This window comes from Streptomyces sp. NBC_00358 (assembly GCF_036099295.1).
In the GTDB taxonomy this organism is placed as follows: domain Bacteria; phylum Actinomycetota; class Actinomycetes; order Streptomycetales; family Streptomycetaceae; genus Streptomyces.
The window spans coordinates 9,058,730-9,077,145 of the sequence record NZ_CP107976.1 but is presented as its reverse complement, the minus strand read 5'-3'; the positions used below and the strand labels follow the sequence as shown (position 1 = coordinate 9,077,145).

The window sequence follows — 18,416 nt, the reverse complement described above, 5'->3', positions numbered from 1 at the left end:
GCGAGAAGATCCCGAACACGCACGGGCCGAGGTCGACGACAGCAGTACGTCGGCGTTGTGGGAGGGTTGACCCTCACATCGGTGTGATGGTTGTGCAATCGGGTCATGGACAAGGACTCGATGGACCCCGGCTCGTTTCGGCTCGGCCTGGCACTGGAAGGCACGGGCTGGCACCCCGCCTCGTGGCTGTTGTCGTCGGTGAAGGATGCCGAAGAGGTCTTCAGGGCCAGTTATTGGACGAGTTGGGGGCGCGCGGCCGCGTCGGGCGGCGTCGACTTCGTCACGCTCGAGGACGGCCTGAGCCTGCAGACCGACCGGTTCGGTACCGCCGACCAGGCCCGTGACCGGGTGCGCGGCAGGCTCGATCCTGTGGTCACAGCGGCACTCCTGCTGGCGACGACGGACATCGGCGAGGTGGTGGTCTCCCGCAACGTGACGCACACCAACCCGTTCCATGTCGCCGCCCAGTTGGCGTCCTTGGCGGCGATCGGGCCGGGCCGGGTGACGTGGCGACCGCAGGTTTCCGCCGACGCCCGCGATGCCACAGTGGTCGGTGGAGCGGAGACGCCTCGGTTGCGGCCCGAGGACGTGTACGTCCCGACCCGCATCGCGCGCCGGCTCCAAGACCTCTTTCGTGATGCCGAGGACTACGTGCGAACAGTGCGCGAGTTGTGGAGGACGTTTCCCGCCGAGAGCCTGAGCTCCGGGGACACGTTCCTGCACCGGGACATGGTCGCCCCGTTGCGGCTCACCGGGAAGGAGCGGTACCGGGCGGCCGGCCCGCTGACCGTCCCGGTGCGCGACACCCCGAAGGTCGCGGTGCTCGCGCATCACGCCCTGGAGCCGTATCGACTCGCCGCCGCCGTCGCGGACCGGGTCTTCGTGACACCGTCGCAGGAGCATCCGATTCCCGCGCTCCTGACGGCGTTTCGCGAAATCGCGAGGCTGACGCCGGACGCCGTCGGGACCGAGGTGTACGCGGATGTGGCGGTGGTCCTGGGCGACTCCGACGAGCACGCACAGGACAGGCTGGCCCGGCTGAACGATGCCGCCGGCTTCGTCTGGGCACCGGACACGCAGTTGTTCGTCGGAACCGCGGAACGCCTCACCCGAGAACTCGCCCACTGGCATCAGCAGTTCGGCCTGAGCGGGGTTCGGCTGCGCCCGGCCGTGCTTTCGGAGGACGGCGTCAGGATTGTCCGGGAGCTTGTCCGGTGAGGAACTTGCCTCAGCCGGAACGTAGTTGATCAGGCGTTGCCCGGTCGACCTGGCGCCACCGGGGCGCGATGCCGCTCCACCTCGGCCAAGTACTCCGACATCGCGTTCCGGTTTCGGGTGAGCACTTCGATCCGATCGGTGAGCTTGTCGCGCTCCGAGGTCAGCAACGCCAGCATCTCCGGGGTCGCGTCCGGAAAGTGAATGGACCTGGGCTTGTCCAGGCACGGCAGGATCTGCTTGATGACCCGGGTCGGCAATCCGGCCGCCAGCAGACCTCGTATCTGCTTCACGCGGTCCACGTAGCGCTCGTCGTAGTCGCGATATCCGTTCGCCGTCCGATCGGGCACGATCAGACCCTGCTCCTCGTAGTACCGCAGCAGACGCCGGGACACGTCCGTCAGGCGGCACAGTTCACCGATCCGCACACGCTCAACAGTAGCCGCGCAGACCGGACTTGACCCTCACATCGATGTGAGGGTCGCACGATCGGTGCATGACGATCACTACAGCCTCTCCGACAAGACGTGATGTCCTGCCCTGGTCCGCGCTGCTGGCCCTGGGCACCGCGGTGTTCATCACCAGCCTGACCGAGACCCTCCCGGCGGGCGTCCTCCCGCAGATGTCCTCCGCTGTCGGCGTCAGCTCCGGTGCGGCGGGCCAGAGCGTGACGCTGTACGCCACCGGAACGGCCCTCACCGTCATACCGTTGGCCGCTGCCACGGCGGGAGTTCGTCGCAAGCCGTTGCTGCTGGGCGCCATGACCGTCTTCCTGGTCGCGAACACGCTCACCGCGACGGCGTCCGGCTATGCGGTCCTGCTCGTCTCACGGTTCCTCGCCGGCGTCGCCGCCGGACTGGCGTGGGCCATCCTTGCCGGATACGCGCGGCGTCTCGCGCCTCCCGGTCAGGAAGGACGTGCCATCGCGATCGCGATGACGGGGATCCCTCTGGCATTGTCGCTGGGTGTGCCCGCCGGGACGCTGATCGGGCAGCAGATCGGGTGGCGAGTGTCCTTCGCCGCTGTCTCGGTGATCACTCTCGCCGTCCTCGGGTGGATCACGTTCGGCGTTCCCCCCGTCAGCAGGCCGACGACACCAGTTCGACAGCCGAAGCCCACCGCCCGGCAGACACTCAGGGTCCCCGGGGTCACCGCCACCATGGTCGTCGTCGTGACCTTCGTCCTCGGCCACACAGTCGTCTACGCGTACATCGGGCCGTACCTGCGGCAGGCCGGCCTCGGCACCGCGACGGACGCGATCCTGCTGGCCTTCGGCATCGCATGCCTGGTCAGTATCTGGTACACCGGCCGTCACATCGACAGACACCTGCGCGGGCTCGCGCTGACCGCCGCGTCACTGTTCACCGTCGCCACGGCCACCTTCGCCGTCACCACGGCACAGGCCGCCGTCTGGGTCGCAGCACTCGCGTGGGGGCTGGGATGGGGCGCCGCCCCCACACTCCTTCAGACCGCGGCCGGTCATGCCGGGTTGCGGAGCGGTCCAGCCGTTGCCGACACCGCGCAAGCCATCCTTGTGACCTTGTGGAACACGGCCATGGCACTCGGCGGCATCATCGGCGGCCTGCTCCTGCAGCGTGTCGACGTCACCGCCAACGCCGTCGCCGCGGCTGGACTCGGATTTCTCAGCCTTGCCGTGATCACACTCACGCGAAAGCATGCCTTCGCGCCGACGGACCGGGAAACACCGTGAACACGCGCGAACGCACCACTGCCGCTTGAGGGGCGTCGCCGTGTCGACAGTCCCGACGCGCCACCCCTGCGACCTCGACCACGACCTTCGGGGCGGAACCGGACACAAAGGGCGCTCCGGACATGACACGGGGGCATTCGGCACCACACCCGGTCACGTTCACGTCAGAGGGAAGCTGCGCGCGGACCGTAGGCGCCTGGCATGAAGCGTCCGGCGGGTCGCGGCGGATATCGCGCGGGCCGCGGCCGAGTGCGAGGACCCGGGATATCGGGCAGCGGGACTTCGACGGGGTCCTTGAGCCGCCTGACAAGGTACGGTCCGGCCCGAGCTGCCGATCGGATCGGCTACTCGGGCCGGCTGGGCGGCGAGGAACAAGCCCCGTGGGGCTGCGTCCTGCCGAGGCTTGAGAATCAGGTGCGGCTCGTCACCCGTCCAGCGTTCTTGGCGATGCTCGCGACGATCTGGTCGTGGAGCGGCACGGGCAGGTCATGGCCCATCGCGTCGAGTGGCAGGTAGGTGGAGTCGGCGAGCGCGGCGTGGGTGGCCTCGCCGCCGGCGATCTTGATCAGCGGATCCTCGCCTCCGTGGATCACGAGCGCCGGGAGTCTCAACTGCCGGAGTTTTTCGGTGCGGTCGGGCGCGATCAAGGCCGCGGTCACCTGGCGTGTTCCGCCCTCGGGGTGCTGTGCGCGGTTGTAGGCCTGCGTCGCCAGCGCGAATCGGCGCTCGCTCTCGCTGTCGGCATAGGTCTTCGAGCCGATGGTCGCGTACAGGCCGGCGATCTGCTTGATCGCGTCCTCGGGACCGGGGGGCAGGGGTTTGGTCAGCTCCTCCAGTACGTTGCCGTCGGCCATGCCGATGGCGATGTGCGGCGTACTCATGATCGAGCACAGGCTGAGCACGCGCGGCGCGTACTCGATCGCGAGCAGTTGGGCGACCATCCCGCCCATCGAAGCGCCGACGACGTGCGCCTGCTCGATGCCGAGATGGTCGAGCAGCTCGACCGTGTCACGTGCGATCGCCCTCAGGTAGTACTGGCTCGGTGTGGTCTTCCACTCCGTCAGGCCGCTGTCGCGGTTGTCGGGACGAATCACCCGGTAGCCCCGCTCGCCGAGCGCGTCGACGATCTCCTGCGGCCAATGGATCAGCTGCGAGCTGAGTCCCATGATCAGCAGCAGCGGCTCCCCGTCCGGGTCCCCCTCGTCGCGGAAGCACATTCTCACCGTCGTCAAATCCGCGAACTGATCGCGCTTGTCACTCATGACATCCTCTCCGGCAGCTGAGTCCCTCTGCCGCCCCGCAGCGCCGGCTCGACACTGCGGTGAGACCTCCGCAACGCCGGCTCCCGGCGTCGTACTGGAAGGCAGAACGGGGCGGGCCGACGGCCCGTGCACAGAACAACGACTCAGTGATCAAGGAGACACGCCTTAGCCCCAGGCATATGCAGGCACTCAAAGGCCCTGTTCAGACCCCTGAAGGACAAGCGATCGCAACGTATCCCGGTGCTCCGTGAGGCGGCTGCCGGACCACGTGGTCGACTGGCGGGCTCAGCCCGCTTCCGTCCGCAACGTGCGGGCTCGCTCGGCCGGGTCGTAGTCCGGACCGACGCCCTCGATCAGCACCAGGTCGCCCTCCACGTGGTCGGTACGCAGACTCACGATGGCCTGGTAGGCGGGAGACTCGTACCAGTCACGGGCTTCGGCCAGTCCGGGGAACTCGATCAGCACCATGCTGCCGGGCCACGTCCCCTCCACGACTTCGGCCGGCGGACCGTGGATGACGAAGCGGCCGTCGAAGGGGTCGAGGGTTGCCTGGATGCGCTCCAGGTACTCGATGATGTCGGAATGGTTCCGGCGGCTGCGGAGATGGGCGAAGCCGTAAGCGGGCACCACGGGACTCCTTTCGTTCCGGGGATGTGAGCGACGAACAGAACGTAGCCGAGCCGGGTTGGGCGTGCGATTACCCCGGAGGTAATCGCCGGGCGCCACATCGAGGGCACGTGCCAAGGCCGCCGAGCCGTCGAGGGCCGGCCCGGTCTCCGGCCGAGCCATCCACTCGCCGCAAGACCGGGCATCGGACCTACGCGCGGAAGGGCCGGCTCAGAAGGTGATTCCTCCTCGGCCGGTCCTTCTTCAGTACATCGTCCGGACGTGGGAAGAACCGGTCAGCGGCGCAACCGCTTGTGCGCCCACAGGGACCCGATCACGCCGCCGACAACGACCAAGTAGGCCGTCAACGGTCCGTCGTTCAAGAGGAGTCCGGGCATGGCGACAACGGCAACGATCAGGAGCAACCCGCAACTAGCCAAACCGACGTCCGCTGCATCAGGCCGACGTCGCTCGTCGTCCACCCAGTCCCCCATCCGTCCCCCATCCCCTGGCTTGCACCGAGTGCCTCACATCGGTCGTCGGCGTCCCCCGTCACATCATCCAACCGTACCCGCGCGATCAGCCTCCCGGACTGTGGGCGGGAGGCCACCGCACGCGGCCGGCCTCGTCTCTCACCTCCGGCACATCGGCCGGAAATCCGACCGGGGCGGCCCGGCGCGCCGCGCCGCGCGGGGGATGATGGGGCTGGAATGACGGAACACGAGGTCAGGAGCTTCCATGGCGATGCGGGTTCACCAACCCCGTGAGGACGCGGAGTTCGATTTCATCCTCAGGATGAGCGGAGTCCCGGTCCTCGCCTACTTCATCGGGACCTGGCCCAAGGCAGTCGAGCCCTGCCGGGCGATGGACCTCGTCGTAGGTGCCATCGCCGACGAGTACACGGGCCGCCTGACGGTCGTCCGCACCGACATCACGCGGTGTCCGACCGCAACCGAGCGATACGGGATCACCGGCGCCCCTTCCTGCGTGCTGCTGAAGGAAGGAGAGGCGGTGGCGCACGGGACGGGGCCCATGACCGTCGCCGGGCTACGGGACATCCTGGACGGTCACCTTTGAGCGACCGCCGCGGCACGGCAGCCACCTCGTCCGTCACGCATGCCGTGGGCCTGCCGTCCGGGCTCGGGCACGGGCAGCTCCGTTCGCCTGGACGCCACACCGAGGGGCTCGAAGGCCGCGGGAACATCCTCTGACCGTGCCTGCACTGGACGGGATCGTCCTCCGGAATGCGAGTGGCCACCAGCCGCTGCTGCGGGCCGTTCGTGTAATCCGTACTCATGGCCATGAGGCCGGGGACTCCGTTGTCCGCGTCGGCGATGAGGACGGCACCCGAATCCCCGCTACGCAGGACGGCGTCGTCGCCGGGGTGGTCTCGATGAGGTTTTCCCAGTACGTGTACCGGCCGGCCGAACACGTTGATGAGCAGGTCGTCCGGATTCGGTGCGCCGTAGGAGAAGACCTCGAAGGTGCCGTCGCAGACGCCGATGAGGTCCCCGTCCTTCGACGTCGGGTCCGGGTTGAATTCCGGCTGGTACACACGACGCCCCGGCCACAAGTCCCAGTCACCGATGACGTGACAGTTGGTCAGCAGGCAGCGCTTGTCCTGGTAGTACACCGTCGCGCCCAACGTGCCCTGGCTCAGGGGAGCGTGCGGTGCCGCGCAGGTCTCCGGGCGCGAGCAGGACCGTGCCCTCGGGGCCGTCGGCCCACCGGTGCTCGGGGTCAACGGCGTACGTTCCGGACTCGACGGCCGCGATCTGGTCGGACCGGTTCGAGCAACTCCACGGTGAGGCCGTGGATGCCGGGCTCGCCCCCGTCGAGGGCCTGCCGGAAGCACTCGACGCGCTCACCCTGCCGATGTGCGTGGCCTCCAGCGGCTCCCACGACAAGATGCGGCACACCCTGGGCCGCACCGGCCTCTACGAACACTTCGCAGGCCGCATCTACAGCGCCACCGAGGTCTCCCGTGGCAAGCCCGCACCTGACCTGTTCCTGCACGCTGCCCGGCAGATGGGCGTCGATCCCGCGGCCTGTGTGGTGGTCGAGGACAGCCAGCCCGGCGTCCATGCCGCCCGCGCCGCCGGCATGCGAGCCTTCGGCTACGCCGGCGGACTCACCCCGGCGGCACGGCTCGAAGGCCACGAAACCGTCGTCTTCCACGACATGCGCGCATTGCCCGCCCTCATCACCGAGGGGTAGTCACCACGTCGCCGCCCACAAAAATTGACCATTACGCCGCTACCCCACCCGCACGGCACTACTGGGCTGGCTGGGTCCTGGAAGCTCTGACGGGGTGGGGCCACGACTTCGGTTGTCTGGAAAACGCGGACGATGTGGCAACCCGCGAACTCCATGCTCGGCGGATCACCGAACACTGGGCGGGCGGCTGTTCCGACGACCCGCCGTGTGGAGGAGGGCGAAGGCCTGCTCGACGACGTAGCGGAGTTTGTGAGGCTCCGCCTGCTCGTTCGCGAAGTTCAGCCGTGTGGCGTGCCTGCTACCGCTTGGCCACGAGGAAGTCCTCCAGGATCTCGACGAACCGCGCCGGCTGCTCCTCGGCCGGGTAATGGCCGCAGTCGTCGAGGACGATCCCCGTGACGTCGTCGGCCGCCAGTGTCATCCCCTGGGCGACACTCGCTCCGCTCCACAGCGCGCCGCCGAGGCCGAGCACCGGCAGCGTCAGCCGGGTCTTGCTGCGCTGCTCGTTCTGCGCGATCGTCTCGTCCAGCGCCCGGTAGTACTCGAAGCTCGCCCGCAGCGCGCGAGGATCCGCGGTGATCGCGTCGACGTAGACGTCGACGGCGTACGCGGGGATCGCGGTCCGCGTGGCGGCCTTGGTGGCGAACTGCCAGCCGAAGAAGAGCCCCTCCCGTCCCCGGACCAGTTCCTCGTTGAGGTCGGTGAGCCGGTTGAAGCCGAACTGCCAGAGCTTCAGGTTGACCGCGGCCGGGCCGAAGAACGGCGGGGACGGAGTGAGACCGGGGATCACTGCTTCGACGATGGCGAGCCGGCCCACCCGCTCGGGGTGATCGGCGGCGAGGGCGTAACCGGTCCACGTACCGATGTCGTGGCCGACCACGTCGAACCGGTCGTGCCCGAGCGCGGCCATCAGCGCGACCAGATCGGCGGCCAGTGTGCCGGCGTCGTACCCGTCGTCGGGCTTGTCGGAGAGCCCGGCCCCGCGCGAGTCGACGGCGACGACGGTGTGCCGGCGGGCGAGCGCGGGCATCACCTCCCGCCAGGCGTACCAGGTCTGGGGCCACCCGCCGATCAGCAGCAGCGGCGGGCCGTCCCCGCCGGTGACCGCGTGCAGCCGCAGTCCGTTCACCTCCACGAGCCGGCTGGTGAAGACGTCAAGGAATCCGTCAGGCAGCCGCAGCGAACTCAAGGTTGTCATGGCGACGACCATACACATCTTTGAACGATCGGTACAGGATGTGTAGACTGACGGACCATGGCAGGCCGCAAGCAATTTGACGTGGACGAGGCGCTACGACGTGCGATGCACGTCTTCTGGCGCTGGGGATATTCGGAGGCCTCGATCGATCGCCTGACCGAGGGCACGGGCCTGGGCCGGGGCTCGCTCTACGGCACCTTCGGCGACAAGAGCGCCCTCTTCCGGAAAAGCCTCCAACGGTACGCGCAGACCTACCAACCGCTGTACGAGCAGGCACTGTCCGGCCCCCACGCGAGCCCGAGCGCCGTTGTGGCCGCCTTCCTGCAGGTCGCCCTGAACCGTATCGCCGACCCGACGGTCCCGGATGGCTGCCTGCTCACGGTGTCGGCAACGCAGTTCCCGGCCCTCGACGTGGAGGGCCGGGCGATGGTCCGCGCCATGATCGACGGTTTGCGGGCGGTGCTGGAGCAGGCGTTGCTGGCGGCGGGGGCCGGTGAGCAGGAGGCGGCAGAGCTGGCGCTGTGCACGCTGGCGACGAACAAATCTCTCGCGGTACTGAGCCGCGCCGGCTTCTCGGGCGAAGACCTGGCAACCGTCGCGGCAGTCGCCGCCAAGAATGCCAAGGCTCTGCCGAATGGAACGGCCGAACCGTCGGGGCCGCGATAGGCCGGAACGCAGCAACGGCTCGATCAGCGCCCACAAGTCGTCGTCCACGATCAACGGCCCAGTCGTCACACCCACCCGAGCCATCAGACCGTCACAACAGTCACGCCTGACCAGGACAGTTCAACAAGATCGTGTTGCGAGCTCTCAGAGAGTACGCACCACAAAAGTTGAGCGTGGGGCGGCGACTGGTCGTTCGGGTCAAGAACCCCGCTCTCAGATCCCCTTGGAGGACGGGAGAGCGCGGTAGTCCGCGAGGCGAACGTCGGTCCACGCGGCGTGGCGCCTGCGCAGCTCGGCCGCCGTCAGGTCGGTGCGGCCGAGATCGTGGTAGTTCGGGAGCCAACTCTCCACAGAGTGGTGCGAGTTGGTCAGGGCGAACAAGTCCCACAGCGCCAGGGCGGGCACTGCCTGGCCGGCAGACTCCTCGTACGCGGCCAGGAATGCCTCAGCTGTGACTGGGCCGTGCAGCAGCGTGCCGTTCGCGAGGCCGACGACGAAGAGGGCAGGCGGCCGGGTCGCGGCGCTCACAGGCTCTCGACGGCCGCGAGCAGACGGGCCACCGCCTCGTCCACCGTGGAGCGGGGACAGCCCAGGTTCACCCGCATGTAGCCGTGGCCCTCGGTCCCGAACTTCTGTCCCTTGTCGAGCCACAGCCGCGCCCTGGTGAGCATGAACCTGTCCAGCGACTCGGCGTCCATCCCCAGCCCCCGGCAGTCCATCCACGCCAGATACAGGGAGTCGGCCGGCAGGACCCGCACCTTGGAGGTGGCGGAGTTGACCGCCTGCGCGAAGTGCGCGTGATTGCCACGCAAGTACGTGAGCAACTCCCCCAGCCAGGGCTCACCGTGCACGTAGGCCGCCTCGGCCGCGACCATGCCCAGGACGTTGACCAGCGGGAACACGTTCCGCTCGTACTGGCGGGCCAGTTCCGCCCTCAGTCGAGGATCAGGGACGAAGACGTTCGCGCTCTGCAGACCGGGGAGGTTGAACGTCTTGCTGGGGGCCGTGCAGGTGATGCTGTTCCGCGCGAACTCCTCGCCGAGCGAGGCGAAGGGGATGTGCGTGCGGTCCGGATTGATGATGAGGTCCTGGTGAATCTCATCGGCGACGACCAGGACATCGTGCCGGGCACAGATCTCGCCCATGGTCCGCAGTTCGTCCTCCGTCCACACGTTCCCGGTGGGGTTGTGAGGGTGGCTGAGGATGAAGAGCCTGGTGTCGGGACGGATCGCGGCCTCGAACGTCGAGGCGTCGAAGCGGTAGCCGTCCTCGGTCCGCCGCAGCGGCGCGAACGCCAGGTGGCGGCCGTTCAGGAGGACGTCCTCGTGGAAGTGGACGTAGACCGGGGGCTGGACGAGCACCGAGTCGCCGGGCGCGGAGAACGCCTGCACAACCGTCTTGAGCGTGGTGATGATGCCTGAGGTCTGCATCACCCACTCCCGGGGGACCTCCCAGCCGAATCGCTTGGCCTGCCAGCCGGTCACGGCGTCGAGGTAGCTGTCGGTCGCGCCACCGGGATACCCGAAGACGCCGTGGTCCACTGCCTGGTGGAGCGCGTCGAGCACGGCCTGCGGGGCCTTGAAGTCGGTGTCCGCGACCCACATCGGCAGCGGGTCGGCGGCAGCCTCGTCGGCCGTCAGGAACTCATGTGCCCTGGCCCACTTCATGGAGTTGCTGTTCCTGCGGTCGACGACGGCATCGAAGACCGATCCGGCCACTGCCTCGGCCTCGGGGGCGGGGGCGCTCTGCCGGGTCCGGTCCTGGGGAGTGATATCTGGTGCCATGACTGGATGCTAAGGAAGCGTGGGCCGGTAACGGCGACATGACCGATCCGTACGCGCCCGCCCGGGGCCTCGGAGGGCGTGGGGCGCCGCCACGAGCCATACGTGTGAACCTGAGGTGCACCCCCTGAGCTGCGGCGTGCCGTACGGCATCCCGTAGCGCCTTGCCTCTTAGCTAGGAGCCGTCTCGCGGCTCAGCACTCGCTGGCCGGTCTGATCGACGCGACCGGAGGAGAAGACGTTGGGCACGCAACGATCCGCTGTGATGTCCCGTGCCGCGACCGTGCGTCGTATCGACGCGCTGTTCCAGGCCATGGAGACCGACTTCCTCCTGCGAGAGCAGTTCATCACCGGTCCCTCCCAGATCCTGATGGACTACCTCGCCATCCCATCCGTTCCGCAGGAGCAGGCGGCCCTCACCGACCGGCTCATCTACTCGGTGTTCGCCAACCCGAAACTGCTGCAGTGGTTCCAGGAGTACGTGCACCGGCACACGGACGAGGTGCCCACCGGGGGCCAGTTCCTCGCCGACTTCTGCGAGGCGATCGTCAGCCAGGATGGCCAGGACGTCGTGGCCACTCTGCTGGAGGGTTCTGTGGCAGAGACCGGAATCTACGGGCTGACCGATGACCTGCTGCACTACTTCGTCAACCTCCATGTCTCGCAGACGATCTGCGCCGAGCGGGACGGCAAGGGGGACGGAGAGGCGGTGGCGGCCCAGGAGGACGTCGGCATCCAGGCCCGGGGCACCACCCCGTTCGTCACGTCGATCACCTGGACCACCTACGTCCACGTCCAGGGGGAGGGTGATCAGGCGTTCAGCGCACAGTTCGTGCCTCCGTACGCCGCGGTGACCCTCAACGGCCTGGCCCGCTACGCAGTGGAGCTGAAGGCCCGCGGCGCCTTCCGCCTCGGGTGATCCGCGTGGACACACCGTGGGAGGCCGGAGCGGTGTTCGCCCGCACGAGAGCGGCTGTCCGTGCCGGGCGTACGGAACAGGAGGCGCACGTTCTCAGCAATGCCCTCCGGGCCGACCCCCAAGACCGAGCGCCCCGGCGCGAGTTGGCTCTCCTGCTGGCCGCCTCGGAGCGCTGGGACGAGGTGCTGCCGTTGTTGCGGGACGAACTGCGCACGGGCGCCGACGCTTTGGCGTGGGCGCCCGACGTGCTCGACTCGGCCTTGGAACACAGCGACTTCTCGCTCGCCGAGCGGTGGGCCTCACTCTTCGCCCAACTACGCTGGGGCACTTCCTCCGACCCGGCAGCGCGCTCGGCCGTCCCGCTGAGTGTTCCCAAGCTGCGGCACGACATCGACCAGATGCGTTACCTCCAGCAACTGGGCTTGCTGGGCACGGAGTACAGCCGCGTCATCGGCGCCTACGAGGCCGTGCACAACCGACTGGCGGCCAAAGGCCCCGACACCCGGGAGCCCCTGGACTCCGATGCCAATCGGTGCATCGCCGACACCTACAACCGCCTGCTGCATGTACGCGATTCACCGCGCGTGGCACGTGCCCTTTCGCGACGCTGGGATCCCGTGACCGTCGAGGAGCAATACCTGGGGAACGCACCCGGCGTGGTGTACGTGGACGACTTCCTCACCGATGAGGCCCTGGGCGAGCTGCACCGGTTCTGCCTGGAGTCGACGGTGTGGTTCGGCAACCGCTACGCCCACGGCCGGCTGGGCGCGCTCATGCAGGACGGGTTCAGCTCCCCCCTGCTCATGCAGATCGCCGAGGAACTGCGAGACGCCCTGCCTCGGCTCATCGGCACCCGATACCCGCTGCGCCAGATGTGGGGCTTCAAATGCGGCCCCCGAGTACCCGCCGACGTCACCACCCACGCGGACTTCGCCGCCGTCAACGTCAACTTCTGGGTCACTCCGGACAGTTCGAACGCCGACGAGCGCTCGGGCGGCCTGGTGGTGCACGACGTCGACGCCCCCTTGTCCTGGGGCTTCGACACCTACAACGGCCGCCAGGACCTGATCCGGCCGTTCCTGCAGCGCCGACGGGCCCGCCGCATGACCATCCCCTACCGGCAGAACCGGGCGGTGATCTTCAATTCCGACCTGTTCCACGCCTCGGACGCCGTCCACTTCCAGCCCGGCTACGAGCACCTCCGCATCAACGTCACGATGCTGTACGGCAACCGTGAGAAGGAAACCCACCATCCACTCCTGTCAGGCCCCGAGGCAGCAGCGGGCAGGTCGGCTTGGAGATCGGCGGCCTTCACACGGGCCAAGGCGAGACGGTGACCAGCGGCTCTCGGCCACCAGCGGCACCGGCCTACGGCGGGCTGATGAACACCTTGGCTGGAGCGCGTGGACCACGAATCGGTGATCACCGGCGAGAGCCACCAGCACGGGCGCCCGGCGGGTGCAGAACCGAAGGGACGAATGAATGACGGACACCACGGCCCTCGCCCAGTTGAAGGCCCAGTACCGCAAGAGCGGTGCCCGGACGGGCATCAGGCTCGACGACATCGAGATGCGCCAGGCCATCTCGCTCCTCCCGGACGAGGGCCCTGTGGTCGCGACTCCCGGTGTTGAACTCCGCTACATCGAGGGCCTGTTGAGGCTTCCGCTTGATTCCGTCTCGGCCTTCTCGGTCATCCCCGCCTCCGGCCGGTCAAGTTGTCCATGCGGTCGAACGCCGACCGCGCTGGACATCGTCGCCCACGCCGTCGGTCACAAGGTGCACGAGGAGCAGCTCCTGCGCGACACCGTGATCGGCGTGTACAACGTGTTCGAGTTCGCCGACGAAGGGCGCACCGCGCCGTGCCAACGGTGCGGACGGGAATTCACGGCCAGCAGTTACTGGACCCATAACTACCTTTACGCCTGACTCGGCCGTCCACAGCGCCTTCTGGCAGTACCCGTCCGAAGCCTTGGGGTTCCGGACGGTGAAGGTGCGGTCCGCCCCGACCGCGAGTGTCGGGCCGGCGCTGCACAGCCGCGCGGGGCCTGCCGTCAAGCCTTGCGAGCCAGCCCCGCGGCGATGAGGTGTTCCCAGACGGTCAGTTCCTTCTCGACGCCGTCGTTCCACAGCTTGCCGACCGGTTCAGGGCGCCACAGAGAGGCGGGAACGACTCCCGGGTCGAGGATCTCCAGGCCGTCCAGCAGGTGCGCGATCTGCTCGTCGGTACGCCAGCGGCCACGGCCGAACGTCTGCTGGAGGACCTTCTCCGCCTCGGCCGTCTCCGGGTTGTCGCCGGAACGGAAATGACTGACGAAGAAATAGCTTCCGGACGGTACGCGGTCGCGCCAGTAACGGACGATCCCGGCGGGGTCCTCCTCGTCGTTGACGTGATGAAGGACGGCACTGAAAACGACGGCCACCGGACGTTCGAAGTCGATCATTTCCCGGGTCTCCGGGTGGTTGTAGACGGCCTCGGGGTCGCGGACATCGGCCTCGACGACTCGGGTCCGGTCGTTCTCCTCCAGCAGGGCACGTCCATGGACGAGCACCTGGGGGTCTATGTCGACGTAGACCACGCGGGACTCCGGGGCGTGCCGCTGCGCGACCTGGTGAACGTTGTCGGCGGTCGGCAGACCACTGCCCAGGTCGATGAACTGGGAGACGTCGGTGGTCGTGGCGATCTCCGCGACCGCCCGGGTCAGCGCCGCGCGGTTGGCGAAGGCGATCGCCACCGAGCCGGGAAGGTCGCGTTTGAACACGTCGCCGATCTCCCGGTCCACGGCGTAGTTGTCCTTGCCGCCCAGCAGGTAGTCGTAAACACGTGCAATGCTGGGCCTGGTCGCGTCGATCGAGGTGCCTTCGCTCGTCATGGCAACCATCCTCCCTCGCGGGGGAACCCGCTGGCCAGCACTTCGGACCATCCAACGGGCAAGCCCCGCTTCGACGTTCGGTCCGGCTTTCACCCCACGGCCGAACGACGCGCCGGACACCGGTCGGTGTGTCCGCGTGCGCGCTGCGGCCGCACGAGACCCGGTGGAATCGGCTCAGCAGACACTCTCCTCCGGCGCTGTTCGAGTAAATTCGTTGAGCTGCCCGCCCCGCTTCGGGCATGATCCACTCCGTGGACACGTACCTGGAGACCGAGCGCCTGACTTTGCGTCAGTTCACCACCGGCGACGCGGACTTGCTGATCGAGCTGGACAGCGACCCGGCGGTGACGCGCTACCTGACCGGCGGCAATCCGACCGCGCCGGAGATCGTCCGCGAGCGCCAACTGCCGAACATCATCGCCGGCTACGGGAAGTGGCGCGGTGATCTCGGCCTGTTCGCCGCGCAGGAGAAGGACAGCGGCGCGTTCATCGGCTGGTTCTGCCTGCGCCCCGAGCCGGAGGGCCCGCTGGACGAGGTCGAACTCGGCTACCGGCTGCGGCAGGCGGCTTGGGGCAAGGGCTATGCCACCGAGGTCTCACGGGCTTTGCTGGTCAAGGCGTTCACGGAGCTCGGTGTGCGCATGGTCTGGGCCGAGACGATGGTGGTGAACCACGGTTCGCGCAACGTCATGGAGAAGCTCGAAATGACGCTCGCGGACACCATCCCCACTCCCCCCGGCATGCAGATGGTCGAGGGCTCCGAGCACGGGGGCGTTCGGTACGAGATCACGAAGGAGCAGTGGGAGCAGCAGTAGCGGGCGTCTTCGGCCTGCCGTCGCAGACCGCGATGCGCGTGGCGAACGCCGCAGGGGCAGCAATACGGGACGGCGACCCTCATTGTTGGGTACGGGTACTCATGACACCGCGTGCCTGCCGGAGTCAGTGTGGCCCGGTGAACGCAGATCCCGAACGTACTGGTCGGGCCGTGGCCGTTGCCGTGGGCCTGGTTGTTGTCGAGCTGATGGCCCTTGCCCTGGTCTGGCTGTCCTGGGCCGGGACCTACTGGTCGTTCGACCCGCAGGACTACGGCGCGCCACCGGGCCCCTACCTGCACAAGGCCTTGTTCGTGCCGGCAGCCGCCCTGGTTGCCGCCGTCGTGGCCGGAGTCCGTCGGGTATACCCGGTCGCCTTCACCCAACTCGTGATGTTCCTCGTCCTCTGCGGGATCCTGACGGGCGCGAAGGCCGCCGGTGAACGCATTTACGAGTCCTCCTATCGGAACGCGTGCACCTGCGACACCCCTCCGCCAGCGCGATGAGCTGTACCGACCGCAAGACGCGGCCGTTCGAAAGGTGCGGAACCCTGATGTCCGCCGATGCCCGCCGAAGTTCGCGCTCGTTGACGTCGGCCGCTGATGTCGGTCCCCCGCGGCGGTCTCGAACTGCCACACGGCGCGATATCCGCTTCCTCGGGTTAAGATCCCCTGCCGGCCTGCCGGAAGTCCGAACGGGCGGTTTCCAGGAGGTATGAAGTGGCCGGGGCAGTGAGATTGCCGCGCGGGCAGACCCAGTTTGCCTGCGCCACGCTCAGCGCGTTCACGCTGGTGACTGTCGCGGCCGGGCTGACGGCATGGCACAAATACCAACTGCTGGCCGGTCCGACGACGCCGGGGCCGTACCTCGACAACCCGCTGGTCGAGGTCGACACGTACTTCAGGAACCTGATGGGCTGGCGAACGGGGCTGCTCCTCGTGGCCCTGCTCCAGTTCAGCATCTGGCTCGCCAACATGCGCGATGTCGCGGATGTGCTCTGGCGTCAGGGGCAGCGCCGACGCCGAGCGTGGCTGGCCTTTGGCTGGGTGATACCGGTTGCGCAGCTCTTCGTGCCCAAGATGTTCGTCAACGACCTGTGGGCCGCCAGTCAGCCGGAGTCGCAGCGCCGACGCGGACATCCGCTCCTCACGGCGTGGTGGCTGTCTGTCCTGATCGCCGCGAATTCATATGCTTTCAACGATGCCTCCAAGGATCTGAAGGCGGCCGACAGTGCGACCGAGGCTCGCCAAGCCCTGCGGCAGATCATGATGGGCGACGGTCTGTACATCTGCGCGGCTGCGCTGTCGATCGTCGTTGTCCGGCAGCTCGTTCGCAGGCTGGAGCAGGCCGCCGCGACAGCGCCCGCCGAGGTGTGGTCGACGGGCGAGAAAACCGTCTGAAGGTCTCCTGGCACATGCGTGCCCACGCGGTCGGTGAAGTCGATGGGGCGAGTCGAGCTGCGCACTGACCTGACCAGCGGCACAACCGGCTCAGCCGGCTCAGTGTCTCGCCGCAGGCTACGAAGACCCGCTGGTAGCGACCGCTGCCGATGAGGGCGTCAGCGACTTCGAGGGCGTTCAGGGCGCTGTCGCAGGCGTTGGAGATGTCGAAGCCGGGGCAGGGCAGGACGGTTTTGGCGGCCACGATGTGGGCGTTGGCGGGTTGCGGCGTGTGCCGTGTGCTGTGCGGCCGATCGGATGACTGCCTGGTGAGGCGGTACGGGGTGAGGCCGGGTGCGGGCCTAGCCTGTCGCGGGTCCGGGCTTCCCTACGCTTTGTCCGGAATTCTCGTACTGGTCCGGAAGGAGTGTGGGGGTGGCGCTTATGTCCGGCATCCGTGGCCTCCTGCGGGTACAGCTCGCTCTGTGCCTGTCGGCGGGTCTGCTCGCCGGCTGCGGGAGCGGAGGTGGCGGACCGGTGACGCTCAACTGGTACAACTTTCCCGATGATTCGGGTGCGTTGGCCACTGCGGCAAGCACCTGCTCCCAGCAGTCCGGTGGGCGCTACCGGATCAGTTACAACAAACTGCCTCGTACCGCCGACGGGCAGCGCCAGCAACTGGTGCGCCGGCTGGCCGCCAAGGACGACACGGTCGACATCATCGGGCTGGACGTCACCTGGCCCGCCGAGTTCGCGGAAGCCAAGTGGATCCTGCCGTGGACCGGGGCCAACCGCAGCGCGGCGACCCGGGACACCCTGGAGGTCCCGCTGCGGACAGCCACGTGGAAGGGTCGGCTGTACGCCGTCCCGTACAACACGAACACCCAACTGCTCTGGTATCGCAAGGACTTGGTCCCCACGCCGCCCACGACCTGGGCCGAGATGATCCGGATGGCCGGCGTTCTGGCGAAGCAGGGCAAGCCGCACTACGTGGAGATCCAGGGCGCGCAGTACGAGGGACTCACGGTCTGGTTCAACACGTTGGTGGAAAGCGCCGGCGGCTCCATCCTGAACGCGACGGCCACGGCTCCCAAGTTGGGCCCGCCCGCCGTGCGCGCGGCCTCCATCATGAAGACGCTGGCCACCTCGGCGGCAGCCGACCCGTCCTTGTCCAATCAGATGGAGGACCAGAACCGGCTGGCCATGGAGTCCGGCAGCGCGGCCTTCGAGATCAACTACCCCTTCGTGTATCCCTCGATGAAGGCGAACAACCCCACGCTCTTCAAGCAGTTCCGATGGGCGCCCTACCCGGGGGTCGAGAAGGGGCGGCCGGCCAAGCCCACCATCGGCGGCATCGACCTGGCCGTCGGCGCCTACACCCGACACTCGGCGTTCGCCTTCGAGGCGGCGCTGTGCCTGCGGAACCGGCAGAACCAGTTGACCGCGGCGCTCAAGGGCGGGCTCCCGCCCACGCTCCGTACGCTCTACTCGGACCCCTCTCTGATCAAGAACTACCCCTTCGCCTCCACCGTTCTGGACGCCCTGGAAAACGCCAGCATCCGGCCCAAGACCCCCGCCTACCAGAACGTGTCCATCGCGATCTCGCACACCCTGTCGCCGCCGAACGGGATCGAACCGAGACCGGACGTCCAGAAGATCAGCGGCCAGATCAAGGACGCCCTCAGCTCGAAGGGGCTGATCCCGTGACCCAGTCGGCTCCGCCCGCCGCTCAGGACGCACCGCCGCCCAAAGACGACCGCGCCCTGTCCGAAGGGGCACG

The 18,416-nt window shown here is 68.0% G+C and carries 19 protein-coding genes and 1 pseudogene; 12 read left to right on the top strand and 8 right to left on the bottom strand.

Translation table 11 applies throughout. The features are described from left to right. The first annotated feature begins 105 nt into the window (after positions 1–105). Complete coding sequence (locus OHT01_RS39005; protein WP_328557842.1) at positions 106–1,218, top strand: LLM class flavin-dependent oxidoreductase; 1,113 nt, start codon at positions 106–108, stop codon at positions 1,216–1,218. A 29-nt stretch (positions 1,219–1,247) separates the two neighbouring features. On the opposite strand, the gene OHT01_RS39000 is transcribed toward OHT01_RS39005, so the two are convergent. Next, a complete protein-coding gene (locus tag OHT01_RS39000) occupies positions 1,248–1,643 on the bottom strand; it encodes a MerR family transcriptional regulator (RefSeq protein WP_328557841.1) in 396 nt (131 codons plus the stop codon). A gap of 68 nt (positions 1,644–1,711) precedes the next feature. Here OHT01_RS39000 and OHT01_RS38995 point away from each other — a divergent pair, with 68 nt between their 5' ends. Beyond that, positions 1,712–2,926, top strand: coding sequence for an MFS transporter (locus tag OHT01_RS38995; RefSeq protein ID WP_328557840.1), 1,215 nt, complete (start codon positions 1,712–1,714; stop codon positions 2,924–2,926). A 410-nt stretch (positions 2,927–3,336) separates the two neighbouring features. On the opposite strand, the gene OHT01_RS38990 is transcribed toward OHT01_RS38995, so the two are convergent. Both OHT01_RS38990 and OHT01_RS38985 read right to left on the bottom strand, forming a co-directional pair. Continuing rightward, on the bottom strand, positions 3,337–4,188 hold the full coding sequence (locus tag OHT01_RS38990) for an alpha/beta fold hydrolase (protein ID WP_328557839.1): 852 nt from the start codon (positions 4,186–4,188) through the stop codon (positions 3,337–3,339). A 285-nt stretch (positions 4,189–4,473) separates the two neighbouring features. After that, positions 4,474–4,815: a DUF1330 domain-containing protein gene (locus OHT01_RS38985; protein ID WP_328557838.1), complete on the bottom strand. Its 342-nt coding sequence runs from the start codon at positions 4,813–4,815 to the stop codon at positions 4,474–4,476. A 717-nt stretch (positions 4,816–5,532) separates the two neighbouring features. Here OHT01_RS38985 and OHT01_RS38980 point away from each other — a divergent pair. Together OHT01_RS38980 and OHT01_RS38975 are read left to right on the top strand one after the other, a co-directional pair. After that, positions 5,533–5,871: a thioredoxin family protein gene (locus OHT01_RS38980; RefSeq protein WP_328557837.1), complete on the top strand. Its 339-nt coding sequence runs from the start codon at positions 5,533–5,535 to the stop codon at positions 5,869–5,871. Between the two features lie 627 nt (positions 5,872–6,498). Then, complete coding sequence (locus OHT01_RS38975; protein ID WP_443043568.1) at positions 6,499–7,011, top strand: HAD family hydrolase; 513 nt, start codon at positions 6,499–6,501, stop codon at positions 7,009–7,011. A gap of 298 nt (positions 7,012–7,309) precedes the next feature. Here the strand turns inward: OHT01_RS38975 and OHT01_RS38970 are convergent, their stop codons facing one another. Continuing rightward, entirely contained in the window at positions 7,310–8,209 is a 900-nt protein-coding gene (locus OHT01_RS38970; protein ID WP_328557835.1) for an alpha/beta fold hydrolase, read from the bottom strand. A 57-nt stretch (positions 8,210–8,266) separates the two neighbouring features. Here OHT01_RS38970 and OHT01_RS38965 point away from each other — a divergent pair, with 57 nt between their 5' ends. After that, a complete protein-coding gene (locus tag OHT01_RS38965) occupies positions 8,267–8,875 on the top strand; it encodes a TetR/AcrR family transcriptional regulator (RefSeq protein WP_328557834.1) in 609 nt (202 codons plus the stop codon). A 213-nt stretch (positions 8,876–9,088) separates the two neighbouring features. Here OHT01_RS38965 and OHT01_RS38960 read toward each other — a convergent pair whose 3' ends face one another. Together OHT01_RS38960 and OHT01_RS38955 are read right to left on the bottom strand one after the other, a co-directional pair. Continuing rightward, on the bottom strand, positions 9,089–9,403 hold the full coding sequence (locus OHT01_RS38960; RefSeq protein ID WP_328557833.1) for a hypothetical protein: 315 nt from the start codon (positions 9,401–9,403) through the stop codon (positions 9,089–9,091). Beyond that, complete coding sequence (locus OHT01_RS38955) at positions 9,400–10,659, bottom strand: MalY/PatB family protein (RefSeq protein WP_328557832.1); 1,260 nt, start codon at positions 10,657–10,659, stop codon at positions 9,400–9,402. The genes OHT01_RS38960 and OHT01_RS38955 overlap by 4 nt, the downstream gene beginning before the upstream one ends. 262 nt (positions 10,660–10,921) lie before the next feature. On the opposite strand from OHT01_RS38955, the gene OHT01_RS38950 reads away from it, so the two are divergent. The 3 genes from OHT01_RS38950 (at position 10,922) to OHT01_RS38940 (ending at position 13,501) form a co-directional block, all read left to right on the top strand. Beyond that, entirely contained in the window at positions 10,922–11,575 is a 654-nt protein-coding gene (locus OHT01_RS38950; RefSeq protein ID WP_328557831.1) for a hypothetical protein, read from the top strand. A gap of 5 nt (positions 11,576–11,580) precedes the next feature. Further along, positions 11,581–12,912, top strand: coding sequence for a hypothetical protein (locus OHT01_RS38945; RefSeq protein WP_328557830.1), 1,332 nt, complete (start codon positions 11,581–11,583; stop codon positions 12,910–12,912). A 145-nt stretch (positions 12,913–13,057) separates the two neighbouring features. Continuing rightward, complete coding sequence (locus OHT01_RS38940) at positions 13,058–13,501, top strand: hypothetical protein (protein WP_328557829.1); 444 nt, start codon at positions 13,058–13,060, stop codon at positions 13,499–13,501. Positions 13,502–13,626: 125 nt separating this feature from the next. On the opposite strand, the gene OHT01_RS38935 is transcribed toward OHT01_RS38940, so the two are convergent. After that, entirely contained in the window at positions 13,627–14,454 is an 828-nt protein-coding gene (locus OHT01_RS38935; protein WP_328557828.1) for an SAM-dependent methyltransferase, read from the bottom strand. 242 nt (positions 14,455–14,696) lie between these two features. Between OHT01_RS38935 and OHT01_RS38930 the strand changes: the two genes are divergently transcribed. The 3 genes from OHT01_RS38930 to OHT01_RS38920 all read left to right on the top strand — a co-directional run bounded on the left by OHT01_RS38930 (position 14,697) and on the right by OHT01_RS38920 (position 16,657). Further along, positions 14,697–15,260, top strand: coding sequence for a GNAT family N-acetyltransferase (locus OHT01_RS38930; protein WP_328557827.1), 564 nt, complete (start codon positions 14,697–14,699; stop codon positions 15,258–15,260). 32 nt (positions 15,261–15,292) lie between these two features. Further along, positions 15,293–15,763: a DUF6234 family protein gene (locus OHT01_RS38925; RefSeq protein WP_328558417.1), complete on the top strand. Its 471-nt coding sequence runs from the start codon at positions 15,293–15,295 to the stop codon at positions 15,761–15,763. A 213-nt stretch (positions 15,764–15,976) separates the two neighbouring features. Then, positions 15,977–16,657, top strand: a complete 681-nt coding sequence (locus OHT01_RS38920; RefSeq protein WP_328557826.1) for a DUF4328 domain-containing protein — start codon at positions 15,977–15,979, stop codon at positions 16,655–16,657. A gap of 103 nt (positions 16,658–16,760) precedes the next feature. Here OHT01_RS38920 and OHT01_RS38915 read toward each other — a convergent pair. Next, positions 16,761–16,901 (bottom strand): annotated as a pseudogene (locus OHT01_RS38915) (ketoacyl-ACP synthase III); the annotation flags it as partial. Between the two features lie 179 nt (positions 16,902–17,080). Between OHT01_RS38915 and OHT01_RS38910 the strand changes: the two are divergent. Then, complete coding sequence (locus tag OHT01_RS38910; protein ID WP_328558416.1) at positions 17,081–18,343, top strand: ABC transporter substrate-binding protein; 1,263 nt, start codon at positions 17,081–17,083, stop codon at positions 18,341–18,343. Positions 18,344–18,416: the final 73 nt, after the last annotated feature.